The sequence below is a fragment of the Pasteurella dagmatis genome, from assembly GCF_900186835.1.
Lineage (GTDB): Bacteria > Pseudomonadota > Gammaproteobacteria > Enterobacterales > Pasteurellaceae > Pasteurella > Pasteurella dagmatis.
Genome location: NZ_LT906448.1, coordinates 1,186,943 through 1,203,579, shown reverse-complemented (window position 1 = coordinate 1,203,579; position 16,637 = coordinate 1,186,943). Strand labels below are relative to the sequence as shown.

The following is a 16,637-nucleotide window of genomic DNA, read 5'->3' as shown; positions in this document are numbered from 1 at the left end:
AATAAAAAGTGCGGTGAAAAACTTATAAATTTCACCGCACTTTTTGTGTCTTTTCTTTGTGATATATTTAATTTAAGCGGTTGCGTTATGAGCTAAGTGAGCAAATTCCTCAAAGAATGTTGGGAATGTTTTTGTCGTACAATTTGGATCTAAAATGGTGACAGCTGTGTTTGATAATGCTACTAAAGCAAAACACATCGCCATACGGTGATCGTTATAGGTTTCAATTTCAGCGTGTTGGAATTTATCTAATGCCAACGGTTGAATACGGATAAAATCCTCACCTTCTTCCACTTCAGCGCCAACTTTGCGCAGTTCTTTTGCCATTGCAGATAAACGATCCGTTTCTTTTACTCGCCAGTTATAAATATTACGGATAAGCGTTTCACCTTGAGCAAAAAGTGCGGTAGTGGCAATAGTCATTGCTGCATCTGGAATATGGTTCATATCCATATCAATACCTTTGAGTTCACCTTGCTCAACTTCAATGAAGTCCTCGCCCCAAGTGATTTTTGCCCCCATTTTTTCCAAGACATTGGCAAATAGGCGATCACCTTGAATACTGTTTTTGCCTACACCAGTCACTTTTACTTTGCCTTTAATTGCTGCAGCCGCTAAAAAATAAGACGCTGATGATGCATCGCCTTCCACTAAGAAGGTGTTTGGAGATTGATATTGCTGATTTCCTTGGACTATAAAACGTTGGTAATTTTGGTTTTCGACATGGATACCAAAAATTTTCATCATATTTAATGTGATATCAATGTAAGGTTTCGATACTAAATCACCGATGATTTCAATTTCAGTATCAGTTTTCGCCATTGGTGCAGCCATTAAAAGTGCGGTCAAAAATTGAGATGAAACTGAACCGTCAATTTTGATTAATCCACCTTGTAGGCCTGTATTGCGAATAACAAGGGGAGGGTAGCCTTCTTGTTCTAAATAGCGAATATCGGCACCAGCTTGTAATAACGCATCAACTAAATGCCGAATTGGACGTTCTTTCATACGAGGTTCACCCGTCAAAATAATTTCATTTTGTCCTTCCGTTTCTGCATTTGATAAGCAAAGTGCGGCAGTGAGCGGGCGCATTGCAGTGCCGGCATTGCCTAAAAATAATGCTAAGCCGCCTTGCCATTCAAACGCACGTCCAAGCCCCTCAATAGTGCATACTGATTTATCATCAGAAAGTCGATAATTCACGCCTAATTGTTTGAGAGCGTTTAACATATGCCGAACATCATCGCTGTCTAATAAGTTTTTTACTGTTGTTGTGCCATTAGCAAGCGCAGCGAGCAATAAGGCGCGATTGGATAGGCTCTTTGAACCGGGCAGTCGAATTTCGCCTTCAATATGTGTAATAGGGTTTAAAGTAATAGAAGTGGCATTTTGCATAAAATTTCGTATTTCCTCGATTATTCAACAAAAGTGCGGTTAAATTTTTAAAATTTCTGATAACGCATCAATAAAACGTTGGTTTTCTTCTGGGAGACCAATGCTGATTCGCAAATGATTTGGTAGACCATAACTCGCAATTGGGCGCACGATCACGCCTTTATGTAATAACGCTTGATAAATTGGTTGAGCTGGCTGCTGTAAATCAAGCATCACAAAGTTTCCTTTTGAGGGAATATAGCTTAAGCCTTTGGTTGTAAAGAAATCTTCTAATAATTTCAGCCCTTGGCGATTGTTTTCTGCCACTTTTGCAATAAATGAATCATCATTAATCACCGCAGTTGCTGCAGCTAATGCAAGGCTATTGCAGTTAAATGGTTGGCGTACACGATTGAATAAGTCAGCAATTTCAGAGGAAGATACTGCATAGCCAATGCGTAATCCGGCTAAGCCATAAGCTTTAGAAAGCGTACGACAAATCACTAAATTTTTGTGTTTGTTCAGCAAAGCAAAAGAATCAACACGTTCTTCGGGTAGCGTAAATTCAGTATAAGCTTCATCTAATACGACGATCACTTGTTCTGGCACGTTGCTTAAAAATTCAGAAATTTCCACCGCACTTAGAAACGATCCTGTTGGGTTATTTGGGTTGGCAAGATAAATCAATTTGGTTTTATCTGTGATTGCCTGTAAAAAGGCATCAAGATTTGCTCCATAATTTTTCGCAGGGATTTCAACTTTCTTTGCATTAATCGCTTGAGTAACAAGGGGATAAACAATGAACGCATATTGCGAGAACATAATTTCATCATTTTCATTGGCAAAAGTGTGCGCTATAAGTTCGAGTAAATCATTCGAACCATTTCCTAATGTGATTTGTTCCGCATTTAAACCAAATTTTTTTGCCACCGCTTGTTTAAAGTAGAAACCGTTGCTGTCTGGATAGCGTGTTAAATTATCCAGTTCAGCTTGGATTGCTTGTTTAGCACTTTCAGGTAAACCAAATGGATTTTCATTGGATGCTAGCTTGATAATATTTGAGATGCCAAGCTCTCGTTCTAATTCTTCGACTGGCTTGCCGGCTTGATAAGGTAATAGCGTTTTAACGCCTTCATTTGCGATATTGATGTATTGCATAATTTTTTCTCGTTATTGTTCTTTGTGATAGAAAGGGCGTAGTTGTACGCCCTCATTCTAAAATTTGATGAAAAACGACCGCTCTTTTAGCGATTTTCTTCGGCGAATTTTTTCATAAAGCAAATTAATGCTTCCACACCTTGAATCGGCATTGCATTGTAGATTGATGCTCGCATACCGCCTAACACTTTATGACCTTTCAATGCGTGTAAGCCAGCTGCAGTAGCTTCTGCTACAAATTTTGCATTTAACTCGTCATTGCCTGTTGTAAAGGTGACATTCATTAATGAACGGTTTTGCTTTGCTACTGGATTGCGGTAGAAATCACTTTGATCTAGATATTGATAAAGCAATTCTGCTTTTGCTTGGTTGCGTTTTTGTACTTCGGGTAAACCACCAATCGACAATAAGTACTTGAATACTAATGCACATAAATACCACGCAAATGTGGGTGGTGTGTTGATCATTGAATCTGCATTTTTTTGTACTTCGTAGTTCCAAATTGTTGGTGTACTTTTGCGAGCGTGACCAATTAAATCTTCACGTACAATCACTAATGTAATTCCTGCTGGACCTAAGTTTTTTTGTGCGCCTGCATAAATTAAACCGAATTTACTAATGTCAATTTCACGTGACAGAATATTCGATGACATATCCGCTACAAGCACCGCATCACCAACATTCGGTACATCAAAAATTTCAACACCACTAATCGTTTCATTTGGGCAATAGTGCACATAATCATATTGTTCTGCGATATCGCTAAAATCTAACTTACCGACTTTCAGTTCATCATTTTGTTCTAAAATGTTGATTTCATCAATTTCACCGAATAAACGGGCTTCTTTTGCGGCAGTTGCAGACCAATGACCACTAGTTAAATAGAGAGCTTTACCATTTTCTTTGAGTAGGTTCATTGGAATGGCAGCAAATTGACCACGCGCACCACCTTGTAAAAAGAGAATTTGATAATTATCAGGAATGCGATAAAGTTTACGGAAATCTTGCACTGATTGTGAAGCCAGCTCCATAAACAGTTTACCACGATGACTAACTTCCATTACTGAAGTATGTTGGTCTTGCCAGTTAGTGAATTCAGCCTGTGCTTGTGCTAAAACCTCACTTGGAATCATCGCCGGACCCGCACTAAAATTGAATACGTTTGACATTTTCACTTCCTTTAATTAATTAGAAAAATAATTTAGTAGTTTTATCACCTCACCCCATTCTAATCAATGATCTTTTGTTGAAAAATTGTTATTTTTCTATTTAATTTTTAAAAACTTAAGGAACGCTTTGACGAGTGCGATAAAAATAGATACATTAAGTATAGTTAATAGCTTAAATTAATTTTGAGAGAGTCATCTAATGGAAACTGTGAACAAACAATCTTTTCAAGAAGTTTTAGAGTATGTGCGTATGTATCGTTTAAAAAATAAACTTGCGCGTGATCGTGAAGATAATAATCGCAAGATTCGCGATAACCAAAAACGTGTATTATTATTGGATAACCTAAACCAATATATTAATGATAATATGTCGATTGAAGATGTGCGTGCAATCATTGAGAGTATGCGTGATGATTATGAAAGACGTGTTGATGATTATATGATTCGTAACGCAGAAATTTCACAACAGCGTCGCGATATCCGTGAGAAAATGAAAGAGCAAAAGCAAGCTCATCAAGCGTTAATTAAAAAAGCGTAATATGCTAAAAAATAAAACAAAGCGGTTCATTTTGAACCGCTTTTTTAGCTCCTGAAATATATGTTTAATCTAATTGTTTTCCTTTTAATTCAGGAATCAAGAAGATTGTTGCAAGCATATCAATAATATAAATGCTGGCTAAGAATGCGATGGCCAATTGGAATGAGTAGGTTGATACTAATGCCCCCACAACGATTGGACCAAATCCGCCTACCGCTCTACCTAAGTTAAATAATACGTTTTGTGCAGTGGCACGCGCTTGAGTTGGATATGCTTCGGACATTAATGCACCGTAGCCACCCATCATACCATTCACAAACATCCCTAATACAGCACCAGCAATCAGCATATAGGTTGGATCAGAAAGTTGTGAATAAGTATAAATACTAATAACAGCCCCAGCTTGGAAGAGTAGGAAACTTGGTTTACGACCAATGCGATCAGCAAGCTGACCAAATAGCCAAATACCAAACATCATTCCGCAAATCGTTACCGCTGTCCATAAACCGGATTGGGTTAAACTAAATCCAAGTTGTTTTGATAAAAAATTTGGCATCCAAATCATAATGCCATAGTAACCAAAGTTTTGTACTGAGGTTAACAGTACGATCCCTGCACTGATTTTGAAGGTTGCTTTATCTTTAACGAGCAACTTAAATGAATCCCACTTTGAAGATCTTTGTTCCGCAAGTGCGGTCTGTTTTTTAACAAAAATTTCTGGTTCATGGAGTTTTGCTCGTAAATACCAAGCAACAAATGCAGGGAAAATACCGACTAAGAACATTCCTCGCCAGCCAATGTGCGGTAATAATAATGGAGTTAATAAGGCCGCAGCGAGTACACCAACTTGCCAACCTAATGCAACATAAGAGGATGCTTTTGCACGATGACGCGCAGGCCAAGCTTCGGCTGCAAGTGCCATACCAATCCCAAATTCACCTCCTAAACCTACACCAGCAATAGTACGATAAATCAGTAAATCCCAATAACCTTGTGCAAATGCACAAAGTCCAGTGAATACTGCAAAGAGGACGATAGTCCAAGTGAGTACTCGAATACGTCCATATTTATCACTTAATGCTCCAAAAATGATTCCACCCGCAACTGCACCGATTAATGTCCAAGTAACAAGTGATCCTGATTGTGCAGGGGTAAGTGCTAAATCTGCAGAAATTGCACTCAGCATAAAACCGAGTATAAGAAGATCGAATCCATCCATAGCATAGCCTACAGCAGATCCTAGAAGGGCTTTCCAGCCATCTTTATTGACATTGTCGTTCATATTGTGATCCTTTTTACTACTCTCTGGTAGCGATTAAAAGTAGAGGAGAATTTCTCTGAATAAGAAATTGTGGCGTAGTTTACGGATTTTTATGAGCTTTGCAAGCAACTTTAAAATAAAAGTGAGTGCATAATTTGTATTAAAAAAGTTATTAATATGTAAAAAAATTATATTAATTTTTAAAATATACAAATGAAGTAGTAGGATGATTAAATAAATGGAGTAAAATTTTAATTATGCTGGTTAAAAATGTGACGACCATCTTATTTTTTAATTGCTATCTAGTATTATTTGTGATCTAAATCACATCATTACGTTAGTATTTACTCTATAATTCGCATCTCAAATAACTCTATTTGATTTTTAATTTTATTAAGGAGTCAAACAATGACTATTGCTATTATTATAGCGACCCATGGTGTTGCAGCAGAGCAATTACTTAAAACCACAGAAATGTTGATTGGTGAGCAGGAAAATGTTGCTACTATCGACTTTGTTCCTGGTGAAAATGCTGAAACGATAATGACTAAATACCAAGAAAAATTATCAACAACATTATCTCATTGTGATGAAGTATTGTTTTTAGTTGATACTTGGGGCGGTAGCCCATTCAATGCTGCAAACCGCATCGCTGATGGTAAAGAGAATATGGATATTGTAACTGGTGTCAATATTCCTATGCTTGTTGAAACTTTTATGGCACGTGATGATAATCCAAGTTTGCAAGAATTAGTTGCAATTGCGCTTGAAACTGGTCGCACTGGTGTTCGTGCATTACGTTATCAAGAAGAGGAAGATGAGCCAGCTCAAGCTGCGCCAGCTAATCAAGCTGTAAAACCAGTTGAACCATCTGTAGTAAAAGCAAATGGTGTTGGTCATTTAGAAATTGGTTTAGCTCGTATTGATGACCGTTTAATTCATGGTCAAGTTGCAACGCGTTGGACAAAAGAAAGCCGTGTTACTCGTATTGTTGTTGTAAATGATGATGTAGCAAAAGATAGTGTGCGTTCAACAATGTTGAAAAGTGTTGCACCTCCAGGGGTGACTGCTCATGTAGTTGATGTCGAAAAAATGATCCGTGTTTATAATAATGCTGAATATGCGGGTGAACGTATGATGTTGTTATTCACTAATCCAACAGATGTTGTACGTTTAATGGAAGCAGGCGTTGAGTTTAAGTCAATCAATGTAGGTGGTATGGCGTATAAAGATGGTAAGAAAATGATTACTAGTGCAGTCGCTGTTGATGATAAAGATATTGAAGCTTTCAAAGTATTAGATGCTAAAAATATTGAGCTTGATGTACGAAAAGTATCAAATGATAGCCGTCAATACATGATGGATCTTTTAAAGAAAAATAATTTGATTTAAAAACATTAACCAAAGGAAACTAACATGGAAATTTCAACTTTACAAATTATACTCGTGTTCCTTGTTGCCTGTGTATCAGGTATGGGATCCATTTTGGATGAGTGGCAAACACACCGTCCTTTAATTGCTTGTACCTTAATTGGCCTTGTATTAGGTGACATTAAAACAGGTATTATCGTAGGCGGTACATTAGAATTATTAGCATTAGGTTGGATGAATATAGGTGCCGCACTTGCTCCAGATGCAGCGCTCGCTTCTGTAGTATCAACAATTCTTGTTATTGTTGGTGGCCAAGACATTTCAACGGGTATAGCAATTGCAATCCCACTTGCTGCAGCAGGTCAAGTGTTAACCTATGTTGTGCGTGCAATTACTGTTGGTTTCCAACACGCAGCGGATAACGTGATTGAAAGTGGTGATTTAAACAAATTAGATTGGATTCATCGTTCAGCTTTATTATTACAAGCAATGCGTATTGCAATTCCAGCATTAATTGTTGCAATGACAGCTGGTACTGACACCGTGCAAGATATGTTAAATGCAATTCCTGATGTTGTAACAACAGGTCTGAAAATTGCAGGTGGCTTCATTGCAGTTGTAGGTTATGCGATGGTAATTAATATGATGCGTGCTGGTCACTTAATGCCATTCTTCTATGCTGGTTTTGTTATTGCGGCATTCACCGACTTCAACTTAGTTGCATTAGGTGTACTAGGTGCAATTATGGCAGTGCTTTATATTCAACTTCACCCTAAATACAACCAAAGCAAACAAGTGGTGCAAGTAGTAAGCAATGGTAACAACGATCTTGATAACAGATTAGATTAATAGGAATTACAACAATGACAACTGAAATTAAAAAAGTAACGCAAAGCGATTTAAACGCAGTAGTACGTCGTTCTAATCTTTTCCAAGGTTCTTGGAACTTTGAGCGTATGCAGGCACTAGGTTTTGCCTATTCAATGGTACCTGTTATCAAGCGTTTATATCCAGATCCAAATTCACAAGAGCGTAAAGATGCAATCAAACGCCATTTAGAATTTTTTAACACTCAACCATTCGTAGCTGCGCCTGTATTAGGTGTAACTATTGCGATGGAAGAAGAGCGTGCAAATGGTAAAGAAATTGACGATGCAGCAATCAATGGTATTAAAGTGGGTTTAATGGGTCCTTTAGCTGGTGTGGGTGACCCAATTTATTGGGGAACTGCGCGCCCTGTATTTGCTGCATTAGGTGCTGGTTTAGCAGTAAATGGTAATATTTTAGGCCCAATCCTATTTTTCGTATTATTCAACCTTGTTCGTTTAGCAACACGTTACTTTGGTGTAACCTATGGTTACAAAAAAGGGCTTGATGTGGTTGGTGATATGAGTGGTGGTTTACTGCAAAAGTTAACTGAAGGTGCATCAATCCTTGGTTTATTTATTATGGGTGCTCTTGTTCAGAAATGGACAAGTATTAACGTTCCATTCGTTGTCGCGAACATTCAAATGCAAGATGGTACAACGCGTGTCGAAACTATCCAAACTATTTTAGATAGTTTAATGCCTGGTTTATTACCACTATTACTTACGTTTGCTTGTATGTGGTTATTACGCAATCGTGTAAATGCATTATGGATTATCATTGGTTTCTTTGCTATTGGTATTTTAGGTGCATGGACAGGTATTTTAGCGTAAGATAAAATCAGACAATTGATATTTAAAGCCTTGAGAATTCAAGGCTTTATTTTTATGTAACAAATGCTTACATTATGTAAAATAAATGTAATATCATTTAAATAATGAGAGATTGTAGTTGAAAATGTAGTCCAGATGTCACGTTTATTTTAGGGTTTCGGTTGACAACCTTTATATTTATTGTGACAATTGGCAAGAATATAGGGCAATATACTTATTGACTGCATTACAGTAATAAAAATAAAGCCTTGTATAAAATCAATGTTAAGAGGACTTAATTTATGAAAAAAACAATTATTGCATTAGCAACAGCTGCTGTATTTGCAACTTCTGCAAATGCTGCAACAGTATATGAAAAAGATGGCGCTAAAGTAGAAGTTGGTGGTGCTGTTCGCGTATTATTAAGCAAAGAAAAAGATAAACGCGCTGATTTAATTAATGACGAATCTCGTTTAGAAATTAAAGCGAGCCAAGATTTAGGTAACGGCTTAGGTGCATTAGGTGGTTTAGAAATACGTTTTGAAGATACAGATTCATCTAACTCTTTTGGTAGCCCAACAACTCACCAACTTTATGCAGGTTTTGATTACGAAGGTATCGGTACATTAACATTTGGTAAACAAACCACTAATGGTGACGATATTGAAATAAATGAAAATACCTATACTTGGGGTGGTAATAATAATTTAACTGCAGATGCTGAAAAATCAATTAAATTCCGTTCTGCAGAATGGAGTGGTTTTAGCTTTGGTTTAGATTACCTATTTGGTAATGCGATCAAGAAAGATGGTCCAGACTTAACAAATCGTTATGCTATTGAACATCTTGCTCTTTTACCACAAGAGTATAAATATGGTTATCAAGCATCAGTATTCTATACTCGTGAATTAATTAAAGATCTTAGCTTTAACTTAGCAGCAGGTTATGGTGTTGATACTTATGATTCAGAGTCAACTAAAAAAACAAGTGAGTTAAAATCTTGGAGAGTTGCTTCACAATTAGCTTATGGTCCAGTTACCTTTGGTGCTGAATACGGTCAAAGCATTAATAAAGCACGTGATATTAAAGCAGCGACAGGTAAATATCTTTTAGTGTCTTCTAGCTTCCAAATTGCAGAGCCTTCTAAAGTATATGTTCAATGGATCAATACTCGTTCTAAAGTGCATTTAGGTCAGCCAATTGAAGATCTTTCAGTTCCTGGTTACGGACTCTGGATACATCCTAATGCTAAAGCTGAAGAAAATACTTATCTTGTTGGGGTAGATTACAAATTACATAAGAATGTAGTAACTTACCTTGAGTATGCTCACTCAGTAATTAAAAATGAAAGCAAATTTCAATGGTATGAAACTAGCAGCCGTGAATTGGTAGATCCAGTTTATTCAAGCAAAATTACTGTAAGAGACAACAAAGTTGGCGTAGGCTTACGTGTATTCTTCTAATCTATTGTTAGATTAAGTGATAAAAAGGGATGGTTTTTGCTCCATCCCTTTTGTTTTACGTGAAATTTACTTTAAAAGCTAAGTTTGCTACTATTTTGCCATTTTAGAATAGTACGCCATCGATATGTTTATGATAAATACATTACTTCTTCTCGGAATTGTTTTGTTTTTTTGTTATGCGTTTTATGATCAATTTGTTATGGACCTTTGGAAGGGCAAAACGCTTTTGAAAGTGCACTTAAAAAAACAGGCAAAAAAAGATGCTGTGATTTTTATAGTGTTAATTTTCATTATTATTTATCAAACACAAGCAAATATCTCATCTGTTACCCTATATTTACTCGGTATGCTGATTGTCTTAACAGTTTATGCTGCTTTTGTGCGTGCACCAGTTTTATTACTCAAAGAAAAAGGGTTTTTTTTCGGTAATCTATATTTTCAATATGATAAAATTAATCAAATTAATTTGGCAGAGAACAATATTTTAGTGATTGATCTTATTACTGGAAAACGTTTACTCGCCCATTTATTAAATGAAGAAGATAAATCATTATTAGTACAATTTTTTGGTGGTTATAGAAAATAGGGGACAAAATGGGGATCTATAAACTAATTGGCTGTGAGCAAAATTATCTGTGGGGAGGAAAGCAATTTATTCCTCAATTGCTTGGTATAAATAATAGTACGGATCAATATTATGCAGAATGGTGGTTAGGGGCTCATTCTTCAGCACCAGCATTAGTTGAATTTGCAGATAGAAGACAGCCTTTAACACAACTATTATCAGAGTCACCGCAATTATTAGGTAAAAAAAGTGCGGTACAATTTGGGCAAGATTTACCGTATTTATTGAAGATCCTTGATGTAGCTAAGCCTCTTTCAATCCAGTTACACCCAACGAAACAACAAGCAGAGCTTGGCTTTATTGAAGAAAATGAAAAAGGGATTGCTTTAAACGATCCTAAGCGTACTTATAAAGATCGAAATCACAAACCTGAAATGATGATTGCGTTATCTGATTTCTGGTTATTACACGGTTTCAAACGCAAATCCGCGATTTTAGCTACTTTGCTACAACGACCTTCTCTAGTCACATTAGCAGCACAATTAGAAAAACAAAGTTTATCGGATTTTTATGCCTTCATTATGCAGGCAACGCAGTCGCAATTGGCTGAGTGGCTATTGCCAATTATTAAAGAAAACCAAGCTGCATATTCAGCTCAACAATTAAATTTGGATAATCCTGATTATTGGGTACTTTACACAATAGATATAATGGATATTTCTGCTGAAAAATTAGATGCAGGGTTAGTGTGTTTCTATCTTTTTAATATTGTGCATTTGAAAGAAGGTGAAGGGATTTTCCAAGATGCGGGCATTCCACACGCTTATCTTCGTGGGCAAAATATTGAATTAATGGCGTGTTCAGATAATGTTATTCGTGGTGGATTGACTCCAAAACACGTGGATATTCCTGAATTGTTGAAAATTGTCGATTGCCAAGAAGTTGATCCAAAAATCATTAAAAAAGCGCCAGAAAGCCACCGTATTTTCACTTATCCAACACCTGCAAAAGATTTTGCATTGACAAATATTCGTTATCAGCAAAGTGAATTACATCAATGCCACTCTTATAGTGCAGCGATTTTGCTAGTGATGTCTGGGCAAGTAAAAATTTCGCAAAATTCCACCGCACTTGTATTAAAACAAGGTGAGGCTGCATTTATTTCAAGTGATGTGGATTACCAAATTGAAGGTGTGCAAGATGGTTACTGTGTAGTTGCAGCATTGCCTTAATGAAAAGAAAATCGGTTAACTTGGTTAACCGATTTTTTATTACTGATTTAAGTACTGCATCAAAATTTTAGAGCGACGTTGGTAGTTATAGTTTTTTCTTTTTCCTTCGGGTAATGCGTTGACTGTTGTTAATTCAAAGCCTCGTTCTTGAAACCAATGGACTGTGCGAGTTGTCAAAACGAATAAGGTTTGAATGTTCAATTGTTTTGCCCGTTTTTTGATAGCCTCTAATAATACATCGCCACGTGATGAATTACGATAATCAGGGTGCACCGCAACACAAGACATTTCTGCCATACTTTCCTCAAAGTAGCAATTTAATGCTGCACAAGCAATGATCACACCATCACGATCAATAATCGTGTAATTGTTAATCTCCATTTCGAGCTGTTCACGTGAGCGTTTCACTAAAATACCTTGTTGTTCTAATGGTCGGATAAGCTCAAGTAATGCGGGAATATCATTAACTGTGGCTAAGCGAATCGTTTCAGAAAGCTCCATTGAAAGCTGTGTTCCTACACCGTCACGAGTGAATAACTCTTGTAATAATGAGCCATCTTCTTCATAACTAATCAGATGAGCTCGTTTTATTCCTGCACGGCAAACTTCGATTGCGGCTTGTAAAAAACGGGCTTGAGAGCTGTGATATTGATCTTGTTGAATTAAATTTTGCAAATGTTGTTCTGCTTGGTGTGGCAACAAATCAGAAATAGTATTACCATTTTCATCCAGAATACCTTGCGTATTTGAGAAACCAATAAGTTTTTCTGCTTTTAACTTAATTGCAATTTGCATCGCAATTTCTTCAAAAGGTAAATTAAAATTTTCACCTGTTACAGAGGGGGCAATCGGGCCGATTAGCACAATTGTATTACGCTCTAATTGTTGTTGAATACTTTCGGTATTTACGCGACGGATTTTACCGCTATGTTGGTAATCTATCCCATCATCAACGCCAATGGGCTGAGCGATCACAAAGTTACCACTTACAACATTGGTTAAAGGCGAATGAGCAAGGCGTAATGAAAGCAGTGATGAAAGATCATAATGTAATTTTCCGACGGCTTGTTTAACAAGTTCTAAACTTTGTAAATCCGTGATACGGATATTCTTGTAATATGTGGGTTCAATTTGATGTTGTAAAAGCAAATCATTGATTTGGTATCTCGCGCCAAATACAATCACGAGTTTGATATTGAGGCTATGTAATAGGTTGATATCATTAATGATATTAACAAAATTAGGACTAGCAATGGTATCTCCGTCAAGCATAATCACGAAGGTTTTCCCATTATGCATATTGACATAAGGGGTGGACTGTCTAAACCAATGAACTAATTCAGTGCTACGCATATTCTTTCCTGTTAAATATTTATTCTATTTTTTTGAATTTATATTCATTTTAAGAAATGTGCAAGTGGAAATTTACAGAAATAAAAAATGCGGTGAAAATTCACCGCACTTATTAAAAAAGGATTAAGCAACGACGTTGAATTGTGCCTTCATTAATGCTTCAAAATCGGTACAACCACCGATTGGTTTTTCATCGATGAATATTTGTGGCACAGTTTCTACAGGCTTACCAACAGACTTTGATAAATCTGCTTTAGAAATACCTTCAGCAATAATATCAACATATCGGTAGTCAAAATCTGGCAAGGTATTTTTTAATTTATCTGCTAGTGACTTTGCACGTACGCAGTATGGGCAGCCAGGACGACCGAAAATAACAACGAACATAATATTCCCCTTTGGATTTAAAATAAGTAAGTTTGCGCAATTTGCGTTTAGGTATTTTACTGTATTTGAGCTAAAAATATAAAGTATTTTTCCATTACACAGATTACGTGTAATATAGCCGAATTATTATAGAAATTTTTCTTAAATGAATGCAGATGAAATTATTGATACTATGCCGAGAACCTCGTTTATATAGCTGCCAACGTTTAAAACAAGCAGCTGAACACAGTGGGCATTCCGTTGATATTTTAGATCCTAATCGTTGTTTGTTAAATCTTGCTGAAAATTCACCGCACTTTACGTTGTATTATCAGCCTACTCTTGATGATGAACCTTATCTTTTGCCTGAATATGATGCGGTTATTCCACGTTTTGGATCTGCTAGTACAAGAATGGGATGTGCAGTATTACGCCATTTTCAAGCGAAGCAGACGTTATGCTTGAACGATGAAAGTGCCTTTTTGAAAGCGCGTGATAAATGGTTAAGTTTACAGTTGCTCGTTGAAAATGGCATAGCAGTACCAGTCTCCTTGTTGTCTGGAATTGAGTGTTCTGCACAACAAGCAGTAAGACAAATGTCTTCTCCCACTATCTTAAAAACCTTATCTGGATCACAAGGTATCGGCGTCATCTTGGCTGATAAACCACAAAGTGCGGTGAGTATTTTGGAAACATTGAAGCAAGTTGATGTGCCTGTACTCATGCAAGAATTTGTGGAAGAAGCGAAAGGAATGGATCTTCGCTGTTTTGTAATTGGTGACAAAGTGGTTGCCACAATGGAACGAATTGGACAGAAGGGAGAATTTCGTGCGAATTGCCATCGTGGTGGTTTAGCACAAAAAGTAAAATTAACTGAAGAAGAAAAATTAATTGCGATTCGTTCAACTAAAGCGTTAGGATTAGACATTGCCGGCGTAGATTTAATTCGTTCTAAACGAGGTTTATTGGTATTGGAGGTGAATGCAAGTCCAGGTTTAGAAATGATTGAGAAAACCAGTGGAATTGACATTGCATTGCAAATGATTGTGTACCTTGAGAAAAAGTACAATACATTAAAAAATAATATCAGATAAAGTGTGATAGAAAATATCGCTTTTCTAAGGAGTCATTATGATTATTTATTTACATGGGTTTGATTCAAGCAGTCCGGGGAATCACGAAAAAGTGATGCAGTTAAAATTTATAGATCCAGATGTACGTTTTGTGAATTACAGTACTTTACATCCTCGTCACGATATGCAATTTCTCTTGAATGAAGTTCATAAGTTGGTGTCAGAAAGTAAAGATCCTTCGCCTTTAATTTGTGGTGTAGGATTGGGAGGATATTGGTCTGAGCGTATCGGATTCTTATGTGGTATTAAACAAGCTATTTTTAACCCAAATTTATTCCCTTATGAGAATATGCAGGGAAAAATTGATCGCCCAGAAGAATATGAAGACATTGCAACAAAATGTGTGGAAAATTTCCGTGAGAAAAATAAAGGGAAATGCTTGGTATTTCTTTCAACTAGAGATGAAATGTTAGACTCTCAACGTAGCGCTAAAGAACTCTCACCATTTTATGAAATTGTATGGGATGAAGAGGAAACGCATAAATTTAAAAAGATTTCACAACATTTACAACGTATTAAAGCGTTTAAAGAAGTGGTATAATCAGTGCGCATACAACAGAGAAGGACAATTAAATTTGTCCTTTTTTGTTTCTTATACGGTATTATGTAGCAGTTGCACAAAGACCAAAATGCAATCTCAACCGCAGTAAAAATTTTGATGCCCTTAATCGTTAAGAGCATTTATTTTGGTAAAAATTAGCTGATTTTCCCACTTGTTTGCCAATGTTATTGACTAGAGATGTGAATTTTCCCATCAATGGGCGTAGTTAATCCACTCAACCTTATCAAAGGTAAGCAGATTTCCCTGTTCATTCTAATTAGTTTTGCAATTAAGAAAATTAGGCTGCCAGTAACTCTTGCTCGTACTTCATTCTTTCGTTGAGATTTTTGAAGTAAGACTGGGAAATTTCTTCGGGGCTAAATGCAGTCATACCGATAAGCTCTTGCGTGCGATGATTCCCTTGCCAATAACCTACCCATTCCCTTAATGGCAACGCCCATAAACAACGTTTGAGAATATCACTAAACAGCTCACCATTAGACTTTTGACGATGATCTGACATAAACGCTGCTTGGTTGGCATAATGTAGGGCGTATTTGTTATCGCATTTGTGATGTACACCACGATGTAAATCACGGAAACGAGCGTTAAAGGATTCGGCGAGATTGTTATTGATGCCTTTTGCACTGTAACATAAATCGTGATTAACACTCCAACGAGTGTAATGAAAATCTAAACCTTTATAGGCTGGATTTTCATCACACATAATATCACTGCCTGCTTTTACAAAGCGGTGGTTTAAGGCGAGAACGATATTAGCATTTTCGGTGTAATCCATTGCGACAATAGTACAATTTGAACCCCACAATGTTTCATCATTAGAAGCACGTTGATTTAAGCTGATGATACAACGTTTAGTCGGTCTGAATTTTGGAAGTTTTCGTCCTTTTTTATCGGCTTTTTGTGTCTGTTTATGGGCGTTTTTAGCGAAGTTAGCTGGACGTAATTTGAAATTAATCCACGCACCATCTTCGTGAATTTCCCCTTGTAACGGCGTTAAATCACGAGTTTTGAATAGGGCTTCACGCAGTTTATGGCAAAGGACGAATGCTGTCTTATAACTGATATTAAGATGACGGCTCATTGTTATTGCCGAAATCCCTTTGACTTCATTCGCAAAGAGAAGCGTTGCTGCCAAAATATCAACAAACGGCAATTTATGAAAAGCAAATGCTGTATTAGTCGTAATATAGAAGTGGCGTTGGCAATGTTTGCAACACCAACGTTTACGAGATTGAAGAAAGTAAGCATTGTGGCGGACTCCGCAATGCGGACAACAAACATCGTGAATATTATCAGGATTGCCCCAACGGTTTGCTTTTAAAAGTTGGAAGGCTTCATCTTCACTTAGACGGAAGATATGTTTAAGGGATAATGTTTTAGATTTGCTTGAAAGTAAGTAATGAGCCATAA

At 36.7% G+C, this 16,637-nt stretch carries 16 protein-coding genes; 9 read left to right on the top strand and 7 right to left on the bottom strand.

Features of this window, described 5'->3' with window-relative positions; genetic code table 11:
• Positions 1 to 72: 72 nt before the first annotated feature.
• The 3 genes from aroA to serC form a co-directional block, all read right to left on the bottom strand.
• Positions 73 to 1,395, bottom strand: coding sequence for a 3-phosphoshikimate 1-carboxyvinyltransferase (gene aroA, locus CKV78_RS05470; protein ID WP_005762718.1), 1,323 nt, complete (start codon positions 1,393 to 1,395; stop codon positions 73 to 75).
• Between the two features lie 39 nt (positions 1,396 to 1,434).
• Entirely contained in the window at positions 1,435 to 2,532 is a 1,098-nt protein-coding gene (gene hisC, locus CKV78_RS05465; protein ID WP_005762717.1) for a histidinol-phosphate transaminase, read from the bottom strand.
• Between the two features lie 86 nt (positions 2,533 to 2,618).
• Positions 2,619 to 3,701, bottom strand: a complete 1,083-nt coding sequence (serC, locus tag CKV78_RS05460; RefSeq protein WP_005762715.1) for a 3-phosphoserine/phosphohydroxythreonine transaminase — start codon at positions 3,699 to 3,701, stop codon at positions 2,619 to 2,621.
• Between the two features lie 199 nt (positions 3,702 to 3,900).
• Here serC and CKV78_RS05455 point away from each other — a divergent pair, with 199 nt between their 5' ends.
• Positions 3,901 to 4,239, top strand: coding sequence for a DUF496 family protein (locus CKV78_RS05455; RefSeq protein WP_005762711.1), 339 nt, complete (start codon positions 3,901 to 3,903; stop codon positions 4,237 to 4,239).
• Between the two features lie 64 nt (positions 4,240 to 4,303).
• On the opposite strand, the gene CKV78_RS05450 is transcribed toward CKV78_RS05455, so the two are convergent.
• Positions 4,304 to 5,521 carry an MFS transporter gene (locus tag CKV78_RS05450; RefSeq protein ID WP_005762706.1) on the bottom strand — a complete coding sequence of 406 codons (1,218 nt, stop codon included), beginning with the start codon at positions 5,519 to 5,521 and terminating at the stop codon, positions 4,304 to 4,306.
• 387 nt (positions 5,522 to 5,908) lie between these two features.
• On the opposite strand from CKV78_RS05450, the gene manX reads away from it, so the two are divergent.
• The 6 genes from manX to manA all read left to right on the top strand — a co-directional run bounded on the left by manX (position 5,909) and on the right by manA (position 11,810).
• The gene (gene manX, locus CKV78_RS05445; protein ID WP_005762704.1) at positions 5,909 to 6,892 is read left to right on the top strand and encodes a PTS mannose transporter subunit IIAB; all 984 of its coding nucleotides are present in this window, start codon (positions 5,909 to 5,911) and stop codon (positions 6,890 to 6,892) included.
• A 24-nt stretch (positions 6,893 to 6,916) separates the two neighbouring features.
• Entirely contained in the window at positions 6,917 to 7,720 is an 804-nt protein-coding gene (locus CKV78_RS05440) for a PTS mannose/fructose/sorbose transporter subunit IIC (protein ID WP_005762702.1), read from the top strand.
• 14 nt (positions 7,721 to 7,734) lie between these two features.
• Complete coding sequence (locus CKV78_RS05435) at positions 7,735 to 8,571, top strand: PTS mannose transporter subunit IID (protein ID WP_005762700.1); 837 nt, start codon at positions 7,735 to 7,737, stop codon at positions 8,569 to 8,571.
• A gap of 281 nt (positions 8,572 to 8,852) precedes the next feature.
• Positions 8,853 to 10,013, top strand: a complete 1,161-nt coding sequence (locus tag CKV78_RS05430) for a porin (RefSeq protein ID WP_005762698.1) — start codon at positions 8,853 to 8,855, stop codon at positions 10,011 to 10,013.
• 130 nt (positions 10,014 to 10,143) lie between these two features.
• On the top strand, positions 10,144 to 10,599 hold the full coding sequence (locus CKV78_RS05425) for a DUF986 family protein (RefSeq protein ID WP_032855214.1): 456 nt from the start codon (positions 10,144 to 10,146) through the stop codon (positions 10,597 to 10,599).
• 8 nt (positions 10,600 to 10,607) lie between these two features.
• Positions 10,608 to 11,810 carry a mannose-6-phosphate isomerase, class I gene (manA, locus tag CKV78_RS05420; protein WP_005762694.1) on the top strand — a complete coding sequence of 401 codons (1,203 nt, stop codon included), beginning with the start codon at positions 10,608 to 10,610 and terminating at the stop codon, positions 11,808 to 11,810.
• 39 nt (positions 11,811 to 11,849) lie between these two features.
• On the opposite strand, the gene argA is transcribed toward manA, so the two are convergent.
• On the bottom strand, positions 11,850 to 13,163 hold the full coding sequence (gene argA / locus CKV78_RS05415) for an amino-acid N-acetyltransferase (protein ID WP_032855213.1): 1,314 nt from the start codon (positions 13,161 to 13,163) through the stop codon (positions 11,850 to 11,852).
• A 123-nt stretch (positions 13,164 to 13,286) separates the two neighbouring features.
• Complete coding sequence (locus CKV78_RS05410) at positions 13,287 to 13,550, bottom strand: GrxA family glutaredoxin (protein ID WP_005762691.1); 264 nt, start codon at positions 13,548 to 13,550, stop codon at positions 13,287 to 13,289.
• A 155-nt stretch (positions 13,551 to 13,705) separates the two neighbouring features.
• On the opposite strand from CKV78_RS05410, the gene CKV78_RS05405 reads away from it, so the two are divergent.
• Entirely contained in the window at positions 13,706 to 14,623 is a 918-nt protein-coding gene (locus tag CKV78_RS05405) for a RimK family alpha-L-glutamate ligase (protein WP_032855212.1), read from the top strand.
• A gap of 37 nt (positions 14,624 to 14,660) precedes the next feature.
• Positions 14,661 to 15,203, top strand: coding sequence for an alpha/beta hydrolase YcfP (gene ycfP, locus CKV78_RS05400; RefSeq protein WP_005762685.1), 543 nt, complete (start codon positions 14,661 to 14,663; stop codon positions 15,201 to 15,203).
• Positions 15,204 to 15,501: 298 nt separating this feature from the next.
• Here ycfP and CKV78_RS05395 read toward each other — a convergent pair whose 3' ends face one another.
• A complete protein-coding gene (locus CKV78_RS05395; protein WP_005762683.1) occupies positions 15,502 to 16,635 on the bottom strand; it encodes an IS1595 family transposase in 1,134 nt (377 codons plus the stop codon).
• Between the last annotated feature and the right edge of the window lie 2 nt (positions 16,636 to 16,637).

What these genes read in the sequence shown, in the direction of transcription:
- CKV78_RS05405 (WP_032855212.1), top strand. Translation starts at nt 13,706, where the DNA reads ATGAAATTATTGATACTATGCCGAGAACCTCGTTTATATAGCTGCCAA.
- aroA (WP_005762718.1), bottom strand. Translation starts at nt 1,395, where the DNA reads ATGCAAAATGCCACTTCTATTACTTTAAACCCTATTACACATATTGAA.
- CKV78_RS05435 (WP_005762700.1), top strand. Translation starts at nt 7,735, where the DNA reads ATGACAACTGAAATTAAAAAAGTAACGCAAAGCGATTTAAACGCAGTA.
- manX (WP_005762704.1), top strand. Translation starts at nt 5,909, where the DNA reads ATGACTATTGCTATTATTATAGCGACCCATGGTGTTGCAGCAGAGCAA.
- ycfP (WP_005762685.1), top strand. Translation starts at nt 14,661, where the DNA reads ATGATTATTTATTTACATGGGTTTGATTCAAGCAGTCCGGGGAATCAC.
- serC (WP_005762715.1), bottom strand. Translation starts at nt 3,701, where the DNA reads ATGTCAAACGTATTCAATTTTAGTGCGGGTCCGGCGATGATTCCAAGT.
- CKV78_RS05455 (WP_005762711.1), top strand. Translation starts at nt 3,901, where the DNA reads ATGGAAACTGTGAACAAACAATCTTTTCAAGAAGTTTTAGAGTATGTG.
- CKV78_RS05425 (WP_032855214.1), top strand. Translation starts at nt 10,144, where the DNA reads ATGATAAATACATTACTTCTTCTCGGAATTGTTTTGTTTTTTTGTTAT.
- CKV78_RS05395 (WP_005762683.1), bottom strand. Translation starts at nt 16,635, where the DNA reads ATGGCTCATTACTTACTTTCAAGCAAATCTAAAACATTATCCCTTAAA.
- CKV78_RS05410 (WP_005762691.1), bottom strand. Translation starts at nt 13,550, where the DNA reads ATGTTCGTTGTTATTTTCGGTCGTCCTGGCTGCCCATACTGCGTACGT.
- hisC (WP_005762717.1), bottom strand. Translation starts at nt 2,532, where the DNA reads ATGCAATACATCAATATCGCAAATGAAGGCGTTAAAACGCTATTACCT.
- manA (WP_005762694.1), top strand. Translation starts at nt 10,608, where the DNA reads ATGGGGATCTATAAACTAATTGGCTGTGAGCAAAATTATCTGTGGGGA.
- argA (WP_032855213.1), bottom strand. Translation starts at nt 13,163, where the DNA reads ATGCGTAGCACTGAATTAGTTCATTGGTTTAGACAGTCCACCCCTTAT.
- CKV78_RS05430 (WP_005762698.1), top strand. Translation starts at nt 8,853, where the DNA reads ATGAAAAAAACAATTATTGCATTAGCAACAGCTGCTGTATTTGCAACT.
- CKV78_RS05450 (WP_005762706.1), bottom strand. Translation starts at nt 5,521, where the DNA reads ATGAACGACAATGTCAATAAAGATGGCTGGAAAGCCCTTCTAGGATCT.
- CKV78_RS05440 (WP_005762702.1), top strand. Translation starts at nt 6,917, where the DNA reads ATGGAAATTTCAACTTTACAAATTATACTCGTGTTCCTTGTTGCCTGT.